Here is a 12,473-nt window from a genome sequence, read left to right as displayed (position 1 = left end):
GACGATACCGGTGATTGTATAACGAGGAAAGCGAGAGGATGAGAGAGATGGGACTGAGAGATCCGATACTGCGCAATCGCATGATCGAAGTGACTGCGGGAGGTTCGCAAAGCGACTATCCGGGCTTTACGTCGATGGCCATTCAGCTGGCGGTAGATAAAGCGACCAGCCGCGGCGGGGGCATTGTGCGGTTGGATCAAGGCGTTTATGACGTGTACGGACCGATTCGCCTGACGGATCGGGTCACGCTGGCCGGCGCCGGACCGGAGACGGTTCTGCGTAAGACGGACGGCTTCAAGAGCCCGTTCATCGTCGACGCCGACTACGGGGAGTTGCGCGTGGAGGTGGAGGATGCCAGCGGCTTCCGCGCCGGGATGGGGCTGCAACTATTCGACGAGTCGCAAAAATGGGGCTGGGATGAAAGCACGGCGATCATTACAGCGGTGGATGGCAAGGTGCTGCGCTTCGACCGGCATCTTGAGCGCGATTACCGCGCGGACGACGGCGGCATGGCAACGAACGCCTGCTCAATCATCGAGGCGGTGGATGTCGAGCAGGTTCGCGTGCGCGACCTTGCAATCGATGGCAACAAGGCGGCTAACGAGCCGATCGGAGGCTGCCGAGCAGGCGGGATCTATCTGAAGAAGGCGCGCGACTGCATGATCGAGCGCGTCTTCGTGCGCGACTTCAATGGCGATGGCATTAGCTGGCAGATTACCGAGCATATCTCGGTGCTGCACTGCGACGTACGCGGCTGCACAGGATCGGGGCTGCACCCCGGCGCAGGTTCGCATTCCTCGCGCGTCAAGGATAATACTTGCATCGGCAACGGCACAGCGGGGCTGTTCATCTGCTGGCGCGTCCAGTTAGGCGAGTTCGAGCGCAACGTGCTGGAACATAACGCCGTGTCGGGCATCTCCATCGGACATAAGGACTCCGATAACCGGTTCGCCGACAATGTCATTCGCGGCAATGGGAATAGCGGCGTCTATTTTCGCCCGGAGAACGCGTCCAACGGGGCGAACCGCAACAAGTGGCTCCGCAACGTGATCGAGGACAACGACGGATTCGGATTCTTCGTGAATGCCGGGTCCATCGACAATGAACTGAAGGATAATCTTATCCGCGATACGGGAGCGGGCCGGCAGACGGGGGACATCTGGCTGGCGGATGGCGCAGATCGCTTCCCGGCGCATCGAGAGTAGTTTTAAGAGACCGCGCGAAGGAGTCATTGGAACATGACAAATAGAAGAATCGAATCTACCATCTCGTATGTGGAGCGGATGCTTGAAGGCACCGATTACCGCAGCATTGCATCCTTGGAGGAAAATTGGCGCTTCCATGCGGGAGACGCTTCCGGCGCGCAAGCGGCCGGCTATGACGACTCGGCTTGGCGGATCGTGCAGCTTCCGCACGACGATTCGGCGGAATCGGATTTCGACGCCGCTTATCCGGCGAACGGGTACGTTCGCTCGGGCATCTTGTGGTACCGATTGCCGTTCGCTTCTCCGCATCGGCATGCCGGCGGGAAACGTTACCTGATGTTCGACGGAGCCGCGATGAACGCCGAGGTGTGGGTGAACGGCCGCTGCCTCGGGACGCATCCCTACGCATTTACGCCATTCTGGCATGATCTTACGCCTCATCTTCGCCCCGCCGGGGAGGAGAATGTCCTTGCGGTCAAAGTGGATGCTTCTCTGCAGCCGTTCGGCAGATCCTATCAAGGAAACGGGCTGTTCCGCCGCGTGCAGTTGATCGTCACCGCCCACTTGCACATTGACGTATGGGGCGTGGTCGCAAGAACGGAGTCCATCGACTCGGAGGGCGCCTCAATTTCAGTCGCAACGAACATCTCCGTAGGGCGTTATCCCGAGACGAAATGGAACGCTTTCGTCTGGCAAGGGAAGGGAATGGCGGACAATAACGAAATCAGCAAAAGCTGCCGACTGCGAACGACGATCCTCGATCCGGAAGGCCGCGAGGTCGCCGTAGCCGAGGCGGAGACGATCGTGCCGCAGTTCGGCAAACATCGGTTCGAGCAGCGGCTGCGCGTCCTGGAACCCGATCTTTGGAGTCCGGGCCAGCCGAACCTGTACCGGGTCCGCTCCGTGCTGTTCGTCGAGGATGAGCCGGCGGACGACGTGCTGACCCCGCTCGGCATTCGCACGTTATCGTTTAGCGCCGAGGGCTTCGAACTGAACGGAATCGAGACGATAATCAAAGGCGTCTGCTTGCACCAGGACGCAGCGATATTCGGCGGTGCGGTTCAGACGCGTACTTGGGCGAGCAGGCTGGCCATGCTGAAGGAAGCCGGGTGCAACGCGGTCCGCACATCGCATCATCCTTTCCCGACGGAATTTTATCATGCGTGCGATTTCCTCGGCATGATGGTCATGGACGAAGCGTTCGACGAATGGCGGTTAGGCTGGGACCGCGGCTATTCGGACTCGCCGTACGGCAAGAATACCTACGGGTATTCGCTCTATTTCGACCAATGGTACGAGACCGACCTTCGGGCGATGGTTCAGCGAGACCGCAACCATCCGAGCGTCATCATGTGGAGCGTGGGCAACGAGATTCCGGATCTCTACTTCGACGAGGGAATCCCCCTCTTGCGCAGAATGGTCGAGATTTGCAAGAAGGAGGACGACAGCCGGCCCGTAACCGTATGCGCGGAAGGCAATCACCTGCTGAGCTTGCGAGAAGGCATCATGGATTTGGTGGACGTGCCGGGATATAACTATGTAGCCAGCCGGGAAGGCGACGCGTACTACGAACGCATTCACGCCGAGCGTCCGGACCTTGCGCTGCTCGGTTCGGAGACTGAATTCGAGCCGGAGCACTGGAAGCGCATTATGCAGCATCGCTACGTCATCGGACAGTTCCTGTGGGTCGGCATCGATTATTTGGGAGAAGGCGCCGATGTGCTCGGCGAAGACTCCGCTTTGGGCAATACGTTCGATATTTCCGCACTCGCAGGAGGCCGCCGCGGCTGGGCGTTCGGGCTTATCGATTCGGTCGGCACGGCGCGAGGGGAGTATCACTACCGCCGTAGCATCTGGAGCGAAGAGCCGTTCGTTCGGCTTGCCGTCAAGCAGCCCGTTCCCGCTGCCAGTGAAGCGTTAGCCTACATGAATGCGCAGTTTCATTGGAACTGGAACGAAGGCGCGCGCAAGACGGTATACGTCTTCACCAACTGCGACGAGGCGGAACTGTTCCTGAACGGACGCTCGCTCGGGGTATTGGCGAAGGATACGGAAGGTTACCGCGCGATGGAGCTGGACGTCGATTATGTTCCCGGAACGCTCGTTGCAGTCGGCCTGAGCGAAGGGCAGCGCGTATGCGAGGACCAACTGGTCACCGCAGGAAGCGCGGTACGGCTGGAACTGAGCTGCGACGCTGAACGCTTGACCGCGGACGGAAGGGACTTCGCGGAGCTGCGCATCCTTGTCGTCGACAAGGATGGCCAACTTGTACCTGACGCCGCACATTCGATCTCCGTCACGGTACAAGGCAGCGGCAGCCTGCTCGGCGTTTACTCGGCGGACGCGACGAGCAGCGAGAGCTACCGTTCCGCGAGCTGCCATGCCTACCGCGGAATCGCCGCTGCTATCGTGCGGGCGGGACGGGATCCGGGAGCGATTGCCATTGTGGCATCGGCTCCGGGGCTGGCTGCCGCGAGCTGGACGTTGCCTTGCGTCAAGCCGGATTAAGCTGCCGCCATTCAATATAAAAAGATACGAACGCGATATGAAATGGGAGGATAAGGTGAAACAATTACCGGACGTTCAAGTCGCTGCGGAGCAGATGTTGTTTTGTTGGAAAACCGATCAGGACCAGGCCGTACTCGAACGGGACGGTCGCATCGTGTGGCAGGGAAGTCTGCTTCCTTCTTTTGAGTTGGCGGATGCAAACGGACTGACTTCATATACGGATGCGATTGCCTCGAATGTGTCAGCGCTTTCGGATTCTCGCTATGAGATCGCGCTTGAATTCGGCGAGTTTGGCAGAGGCTCCCTTCAGGTGATTACCGAGGCATGGGGAATCCGATTTGCCGGTCTGGAAGTGGTATGGCATCAGCCGGCCTCTATCGTAGCGCTCTATTTCGGAACTAAACGAATGACGGACATGCAGCGCAGGGCCGCGCCATCGCTGACCAAGCCTTTCTGGCCGAACTGGAAGGCGGAAGGGTACTGCTTGCCGTGCGCAGGCACGAATCCGACGCGCAGCTTTTGGCGTTTTTTCGATATGGGCGATGCCCTGCTGCCTCTTGGCAGCTTTGGCGATGCGATGGGGACGTCTTATGCGGCTGCTTACCCGAGGCCGCTGTATGCCGCGGCGATGGGAGGCGGTAACGGATGGATGTCGCTGGGACCCGGAGAGATTCCGGATGCGGCGCTATCGATGCAGTTAAAGTCCGCCACCGCTTGTATGCAGTATTTATACAGGGAGGATTTGTGGGAAGCGCCTGACCTGCTCCATCGAAGATGGGGCGAGCCGCTCAGACTTGCCTGGGGGGCGAACGGATTCGAGGCCTACGACCGGCTGTATCAGTCCTTTCCGGTCAACGGTCCTAAATCGTCCACTCATGCGAAATCGTTTGTTTGTACATGGGGCGATTTTAAGGAAGGGCAGTTTAATCTGAGGGCCATTACAGAACGGATTTCCCGATCGGCTCCCGCCGATATGATCGTACTCGACGAATACTGGGAGACTTGCGACAGCAGCGGAATTCCGGACTATAACCGGTTTCCGGAGTTTGACCGAGATATTGCGCACATGCAGGCAGCGGGCTTCGAAATTGCAGTATGGCAGTCTATCGGCTGGATTGACCAGCCTGAGGCGTTCGGTCTGACCGATAGGGATCTGCTCTGCGGAGCGGACGGGAAGCCGAGGCTCTGGCGCTGGTCGGGCGATCCGATATACGGCCAGTCCTATCATTACTGCTTGGATCCCAGCTCGGAGCGGACCAGGTCTTTTCTAACGGAACGGACCCGGTCCATCGTCAGCCGGTTGAATCCCGCAGCGCTGAAGCTGGATTTCGGCTATGGCTTGCCCGGGCCGGACGTAAGCGTGCCGCGTTCTCCGGAATTCCGGGGAGAACGGCTTTGCTCGGAACTGCTCAAGATCATTACGGGCGCGGCAAAGGAAGCAAAGCCGGATATCACGATTATTTATTATGGGCTGCATCCCTTGCTTCACGATTATTTCGACGTGATCAATATCGATGATCTGGGCGACGCCGGAGACAGCGCGGAGTACGAGGCTCTTGGGCACAATCAGCGCTGCATGTGGTCGGCACTCGCGGCGCGCCGCGGCATGTTGATCAATACGTCGACAGGCTATTATTGGGACACGTTGGAGCGGATTTTGCTCAACACGGCCGTTGTCGGCACCAACGGCTTGACGCTCGGAGCTACCGATCGTACCGGCAAGGCGATGACCGCCTCGCAGCGGCTCCGCTGGCTTGCGCTCGACAAGTGGCGCAGGCGCGGAAGCGGATGGACGCCATTATGGCTGGACGCCGATTTCGGAGATGTGAGCCGCGAGCCGGTCATCCGATCATGGGGACGGGTGGAATCGCATACGGGCCGAGACAGGGTAACCGCCCTCGCATTACGACATCCGTCAAGCGACGAGAAGGCTTTTCAGCAAGTGTCGGGTATCCGATTCACGGGAGAGTGGGCGCTTATCGCTCAAGACGATAAGGATATATTACATTGCTCCCAGCTGGCCTGTATCCCGTTTGCGTCCGGCACTCTTACCATTGAGGGAGCTTTCGAAGCCGTCGAATTCCGTCATACCGATGAGGGCGAATCGACAAAGGTTTCGACTTCCGTTCATAGCGGAAAAGTAACTTTATGCATAAGCGATAATGATCTGAATGAGATCGTCGGCGTTCTGTTAGTAAGAAAATAAATGAACATGACGAAGGGGCTGACCATGCGGCAGCCCCTTCGTCATGTTCATTAAGGAAGCTTCGAATGCTTGGAAATGGAGATATATGGAGAAAAATGGGTGTATTCCTGTCGAAAGCGCTTTATAATTAGGTGATGGGACTGACTTACGATAATACGATTGCTCGACTTCGGAGAGGAGAAACGGCTCGAAATGAAAATTTTTCGGAAACGACAGTGGAGATTGACGATTTTTCCGAAGCTGATCATTGCATTCCTGCTTGTGGTCGCTCCGATCTACGGCATCGGTCTCGGGATGAACCAGCTGGGCGAGAAGAGCGTCCGCGAGGAACTGTCGAAATCGCTCAAGTCGAAGGTCGATTTCTACCTCAACTCGCTCGAGGTCGAAAATGAGCTGATGAAAGGGCTGCTGCAGCAATACGCGATTGACAAAGATATCCAACACGCCACATTTATCAGCAATACGATGACGATCGGAGTATGGACGGAAACGGTGCAGCGCATCCAGGAAAAGCTGCAGCTGATCAAGAACTCAAGCCTCTACATCAAGAACGTAAGCGCTCACATTCTGACGCTGAAGCGAACGATATCGAGCGACGAAACGATCAGCGACACGATTAATCCCGAATATGAGGCTGTCGCTACCGTATCCAAACTCCGGGGCGTCGGCAATTATTTCTGGAAAGACCGGCTGTTCATGGCGATCGCCTATCCCGGCTCCGATCTGCCGAATATGAAGGAAACATTCGCGCTCTCGATCGAGATCAACCAGGAGATGATGAAGCAGTCGCTGCAGAACTTCTCCGACTACAAGAATGCGGGAGCGATGCTGGTCAATCCACAGAACGGCTGGATCTTGGGCAACCAAGCAGACGAAGGACTTAAGAAAGAACTTTCGGATTACTTGAAAAACCGTCCCGAGAACAGCGTCGACGAAGACTATAAGCAAATCTCGGCGGGAAACAGCTCTTATTTTGTCGCCTATAAACGCTCGCCTACGTTCGGTTACTATCTGATCGCCTACGTGCCGGCGGACGAAATGCTCGGACCGATCGACAAATACCGCATGCTGCTATGGCTGCTGTCGTTCGTCTCGCTCGTCTTTATCGTCGCTTACTCTTACTGGCTGTATCAGCTCATTCGCAAGCCTCTGCATCGGATGATCACCGGATTCCGCAAGGTGGAGGCGGGGATGATGGAGCCGATGCCGCTGCCGAAGACGCGCGATGAGTTCCTCTACTTGTTCCAACGGTTCAACATGATGACGGACAATCTGAAGGTGCTGATTCATGAAGTGTACGAGCAGAAGCTGCGCGCCCAGACATCGGAGCTGAAGCAATTGCAGTCGCAGATCAATCCGCACTTCTTGTACAACACTTATTTTATTTTATACCGCTTGGCGAAGATGAACGATAATGACAGCGTCATCCAGTTCAGCCAGCACCTCGGCGAATACTTTCAGTATATTACTCGCAACGGCTCCGATGATGTGCCGCTCGATGCGGAAATTAAACACTCTCGCACCTATGTGGAAATTCAGAATATCCGCTTCGCCAAGAGCCGCATTACCGTCGAATTCGGCGAACTGCCCGCAGGTTGCGGCGACATGCGGGTTCCGCGGCTCATCCTGCAGCCGTTCATCGAGAATGCGTACCAATACGGGCTTGAAACCAAACGCAGGGACGGCAGAATCGCCGTGACGATGATCGAGCAGGATGGCAAATTGCTCATGTCGGTCGAGGATAACGGCGAGAAGCTGACGAACGCCGACCTACAGTCGATCGAAGCGAATCTAGTGAATCAGAAGGCGGATATGGAGTACACCGGCATGCTGAACGTTCACCGCCGCTTGAAAATCCGGTTCGGCGGCGAGTACGGCGTTTCCGTCGCCCGCGGCGAAATGGGCGGCATGAAAGCGACGCTGAGGCTGCCGATGCCCCAGTCCTTGGGCAAAGCCGCGGAACCATCAGATACCAATGACGCGAGAGGAGAGTGACAGCATGTACCGTCTGTTGATCGTTGACGATGAGCCGATCATCGTCGAAGGTTTAAGCGAGCTATTCCTGCAGTCCGAGTATCCATTGGAGGTCTATCAGGCGTTCGATGGCATGGAAGCGTACGCGATCGCGAGGAAGCTGCGCATCGACATTCTGCTGACGGATATCGAGATGCCGGAGATGAACGGCATCGAGCTGCAGAAGGAGGTGCTGCGTCTCTGGCCGCGCTGCAAGTCGATTTTCCTGACCGGCTACAACGAGTTCGACTATATCCAGTCGTCGATCCGCGGGGGAGCGATCGATTACGTCCTGAAGACGGAAGGAGACGATTCGATCATCTCCTCGGTCGAGAAGGCCATTCGCGTCATTGCCGAGGAAGTGACCTACGAAGGGCTGATCGAGAGCGCTCGTTCGTCGCTTAAGCTGGCGCTGCCGGCGCTGCGCAAGGAGTATTTGACCGGTTTGCTGGAAGGGGAAGCCTCATCGTTCGCCGTCCGAAAAGAGCGATTCGCGCAGTTCGAAGTGCCGCTCGACCCCGACTTGCCGGTCGTCATGGCCGTTGTCCGGATCGACCGATGGCGCGAGGATGCGACGGGAGGCGATAAAGTGCTGTTCGCCTATTCGATCAATAACATCTTCGAAGAGTTTTTCGCGCAGGAATTCGAATTGACGCACTTCAGAGGCGATCACGAACGGCTGATCTGGCTGCTGCAGCCGAAGGCGGAGTCGGGGTATCGTCAAGCGATCGCCGGTAAACCGCAGCTGCACGCAAGCTCCGTCGCGGATTCCAATCCGGAAGCCGCCCTACACGCTTACTTGCTTGGGATGCTCGAATCCGTGCAAACCGCCTGCAGCCATTACTTGAAGCTCGCGTGCTCATTCGTCGTCTCCAGCGAGCCGTTCGAATGGGACGCGCTCGCCTCCAAATACGAGCGGCTGTCGCAGTTGTTCGGCCGCGGGCTTGGACTCGGCAGCCAGATGCTGCTGTCGGACGACCGGGCGAAGTCAAGCGGAGATGAGGAAGCGCGAAGCAAGGTCAAGCGCATCCGGCTGCTTGACCAGTACTTGATGCAGAAGGAACGGGCGAAATTCGAGCAGCTGTTCGACGGGATTTCGGAAGCCGTAGGCGAGTCGGCGACGCTGGAGGCGGGCTTGCCGCTCGAGGTTTTCTACGAGCTGGCCGCGATCTTCATCCCGCATCTGAATCGGTTCGAGGCGCTGGGCGCAGTTGACGGACAGGCTATCTCGGGCAAGCTGTTCTCGATCCGAGAGCATCGTTCGTGGAGGGAAGCTTCCGACTTTTTCCGCGAGCTGGCGGATTTGTTGTTCGAACGCATGGATGGCGGAAACGAGCAAGAGACGAGCGAAGTCGTTGAGCAGATTCATCGGTACGTGGAGAAGAACATCGATGGGGATCTGTCGCTGAACCGTCTTGCCGAGCACGTCTTCTTGACGCCTTTTTACCTCTCAAGATTGTATAAACAGAAGACGGGCCATAACATCAGCGACTACACCACGAGGACGAGAATCGATAAAGCGAAGCGGCTGCTCGGCGAGAGCACGCTTAAGATTCATGAGGTCGGCATGCGGATCGGGTATGATTCAGCGTCCTATTTTACCCGTTTATTCAAAAAAGCAACGTTGCTGACCCCTCAGGAATACCGCGATTCGCTGAAGTAGATATAAAAGGATAAGGAATGTAATCGGTTTATTATATTCGAGGCGCCATGCTGACTGCATAATAAAAGCGTACCACATTTTGATGCAGGCTATAGGGGAGGAAAGCAGCTGATGTCGACAAAAATGAAAGCAAAAGTAAAAGGCTCGGCAATACTTTCATTACTGCTTATCATGGTTACGGTTACAGCATGCAGCGACAACAACAAAAACAACACAGCTTCCAATGCCAGTAATTCGCCAAACGCAAGTGCAAACGCAAGTGCAAGCGACAATGCAAGCGACAATGCAAGCAAAAACGCAAACGCAAGCCAGGCAGCAACCACTCCGGACGGCCCGACCGGCAAATACGATCCGCCGATCGAAGTCACGACGGTACGCTCGGTCAATTCGGCCGCAGAGATGCCGCCCGGCGATTCGCTCGACTCCAACATTTGGATCAAGACATTCCAAGAAGACCTTGGCATTAATTTGAAGAACCTCTGGAAAGTAAACGATGCGCAGTATCAGAACAAGGTTGCCGTAACGATGGCATCCGGCGATATGCCGGACTTCATGGAAGTCGACGCTCAGCAGTTCCAGATCCTCGTGGAAGCCGGCACGATCGCCGATTTGACCGATGCCTATAACACGTACGCTTCCGATCTGACGAAGGGCTCGATGGAAGTAAACAACGGACTGCGGCTCAAAGCGGCGACGATGGACGGCAAACTCATGGGTATTCCGGCAGACGGCGGAGATATCACCGATACCCAACTCATTTATATTCGCAAAGACTGGCTGGAAAATCTGGGGCTTCAGCCGCCGAAGACGATGGAGGATGTCGTCAATATCGCCTTGGCGTTCACGAAGAACGATCCGGACAAGAACGGCAAGAACGATACGTACGGATTAAGCCTCGATTTAAACCTGTTCAACGGCTGGTCCGGTCTTGACGGCTTCTTCAACGGCTACCACGCGTATCCGTTTAATCCGACCAAGGGCTCGGCTACGAGTCTGAACTTTATCAAAGGCGCGGACGGCAAGGCACAGTGGGCCGACACCCAGCCGGAAGTGAAGACGGCTCTCGGCAAGCTGGCCGACCTGTTCAAGCAAGGCGCAATCTATCCGGAATTCAGCGTCATCGACGGCATGAAGTCCGCAGAGCTCGTCACATCCGGCAAAGTCGGCCTGACGTTCGGCGCCTTCTGGGTGCCGACGTGGCCGATCAACAATATGTACAAAGACGTTCCCGGCGCGGATTGGGGCATCTATCCGCTCGTATCGTCCGACGATAAGCCGGCTCTCTCGCAAAGCATGACCGGATTGCCATCGCGCTTCTTTGTCGTAAGCAAGAAGGCCGAGCATCCGGAAGCTCCTATCTTGATGTTGAACACGTATATTGAAAAGCTCTACGGACATTTCGACAAAAATTATCACACGGTTACGGTAGACGGCAAGGACTTCGGCGTCTTCGGTCTTTCGCCGGTCCGCGGAGGCATGCCGGGCAACAATCCGAAGGCGGCTGCCGCGGTTCAAGCCGCTAAGGAATCCGGCGACACGTCCGCGCTGAACGACGAGCAGAAGCAATATTACGATCAGGTGGCTAAATTCGAAGCCGGCGACAAAAGCATGTGGGCTGCGAACAAACTGTGGGCCGCTGACGGGGTATTCAACCTCTTAGGCCAGTACAGCGACAATAACCAGGTCTTCCAATCGGTGTATGTAGGCAATCCGACGACGACGATGATCGCCAAAGGTCCTTCGCTTCGCGACGAAGAAGTCAAGATGATCACCTCAATCATCATGGGCTCCAAGCCGCTCGACTACTTCGACGAGTGGGCGGCAAACTGGCTGAAATCCGGCGGTCAGGAGATTCTCGACGAAGTCAACGCAAGCGGTCAGATTCGATAAGACGTATGAGAGGGGGTAGGGGCTAACCGCTAGCCGCTATCCTTTCTTTGTATCATGGCAGGAGGGGAATCGATTGAGCCGCAGAAATTGGGGATTGGAATGGCCGCTGCATCTGATGCTGGTTCCGGGTCTGATTATTGCGCTGATATTCAGCTATGGCCCGATGGTCGGCCTCGTCATCGCATTCGAGAATTTTATTCCGGTTAAAGGGATCTTTCGCTCCCAATGGGTCGGACTCGAACATTTCAAGTATATCTACCATTTGTCCGAAACTAGGGAAGTTCTATGGAATACGGTATTCATCGCATTCATGAAAATCGTCGGCGGCTTGGTCGCGCCGCTCTTCACCGCGCTTCTACTGAATGAGATCAGGATCAAGTACTTCAAGCGCACCGTCCAAACGATCGTCTACATGCCGCACTTCCTGTCTTGGGTCATTATGGCCGGCATCTTGCTGGATGTGCTCTCTCCGACATCCGGGATCGTGAATCAGTTCCTCTCGTGGCTGGGGTTCGATAAAGTGTTCTTCCTCGGTAACGATAAATGGTTCCCTTACGTGCTGGCGGGAACCGATGTATTGAAGGAATTCGGTTTCGGAACGATTGTCTACCTGGCTGCCATTACCGCAGTAAATCCGTCGCTGTACGAAGCCGCCGTCCTGGATGGGGCTAACCGCTTCCAACAAACGCTTTACGTAACGATTCCCGCGATCATACCGATCACGATTTTGCTTACAACGCTCGCGCTCGGCAACGTTCTGAACGCCGGCTTCGACCAAGTCTTCAACCTGTACAGCCCATCCGTCTATTCAACCGGCGACATTCTCGACACTTACGTTTACCGGATCGGACTGGCCAGTGCCCAATATGGAGTGGCGACCGCCATCGGACTGTTCAAGTCGGTAATCTCGCTCATCCTCATTTCGTTGTCTTATCTCGCGGCCTACCGTTTCGCAAATTATCGTATCTTCTGATAAGTCGCAAGGAGG

7 protein-coding genes are annotated in these 12,473 nt (G+C 56.1%); all 7 read left to right on the top strand.

Features of this window, described 5'->3' with window-relative positions; translation table 11 throughout:
• The first annotated feature begins 47 nt into the window (after positions 1-47).
• Entirely contained in the window at positions 48-1,205 is a 1,158-nt protein-coding gene (locus AC6ESO_RS08025; protein WP_497090925.1) for a right-handed parallel beta-helix repeat-containing protein, read from the top strand.
• Between the two features lie 33 nt (positions 1,206-1,238).
• Entirely contained in the window at positions 1,239-3,713 is a 2,475-nt protein-coding gene (locus tag AC6ESO_RS08020; protein WP_497090924.1) for a glycoside hydrolase family 2 TIM barrel-domain containing protein, read from the top strand.
• A 55-nt stretch (positions 3,714-3,768) separates the two neighbouring features.
• Positions 3,769-5,919 carry an alpha-galactosidase gene (locus tag AC6ESO_RS08015; protein ID WP_497090923.1) on the top strand — a complete coding sequence of 717 codons (2,151 nt, stop codon included), beginning with the start codon at positions 3,769-3,771 and terminating at the stop codon, positions 5,917-5,919.
• Positions 5,920-6,111: 192 nt separating this feature from the next.
• On the top strand, positions 6,112-7,914 hold the full coding sequence (locus tag AC6ESO_RS08010; RefSeq protein ID WP_497090922.1) for a sensor histidine kinase: 1,803 nt from the start codon (positions 6,112-6,114) through the stop codon (positions 7,912-7,914).
• 4 nt (positions 7,915-7,918) lie between these two features.
• Positions 7,919-9,595, top strand: coding sequence for a response regulator (locus AC6ESO_RS08005; RefSeq protein WP_497090921.1), 1,677 nt, complete (start codon positions 7,919-7,921; stop codon positions 9,593-9,595).
• Between the two features lie 111 nt (positions 9,596-9,706).
• On the top strand, positions 9,707-11,485 hold the full coding sequence (locus tag AC6ESO_RS08000; protein ID WP_497090920.1) for a type 2 periplasmic-binding domain-containing protein: 1,779 nt from the start codon (positions 9,707-9,709) through the stop codon (positions 11,483-11,485).
• 73 nt (positions 11,486-11,558) lie between these two features.
• Complete coding sequence (locus AC6ESO_RS07995) at positions 11,559-12,458, top strand: ABC transporter permease (protein ID WP_497090919.1); 900 nt, start codon at positions 11,559-11,561, stop codon at positions 12,456-12,458.
• Positions 12,459-12,473: the final 15 nt, after the last annotated feature.

This window comes from Paenibacillus rhizoryzae (assembly GCF_059686995.1).
Note: the sequence above shows the minus strand (reverse complement) of the source record. Positions and strands in the feature narration are given on the sequence as shown.